Below are 304 nucleotides of genomic sequence, written 5' to 3'. Positions count from 1 at the left end.
CATCATTCATTCAGACCAAGGCTGGCACTATCAAATGCACCAGTATCAACAAACCCTAAAAGAACAAGGCTTAACCCAAAGCATGTCAAGAAAAGGCAATTGTTTGGATAATGCTGTGATAGAGAGCTTCTTTGGTACGCTAAAACAAGAGATATTTTATGAGACAACCACATTTACATCAACAGATGAACTTAAACAAGTGATTGATGAGTACATACACTACTACAATCATGATAGAATAAAGAGCAAATTAAAAGGACTAAGTCCTGTTAAGTACAGAAACTTAGTCCAATTAGGGTTAATA

Annotated in this window: 1 protein-coding gene; it reads left to right on the top strand. The window is 35.2% G+C overall.

The window, feature by feature from the left end; translation table 11 throughout:
- On the top strand, nt 1–304 hold a 304-nt coding region (locus IM753_RS12900; RefSeq protein ID WP_194092793.1), incomplete at both ends, for an IS3 family transposase.

It is taken from the genome of Moraxella sp. K127 (genome assembly GCF_015223095.1).
GTDB lineage: Bacteria > Pseudomonadota > Gammaproteobacteria > Pseudomonadales > Moraxellaceae > Moraxella.
Note: the sequence above shows the minus strand (reverse complement) of the source record. Positions and strands in the feature narration are given on the sequence as shown.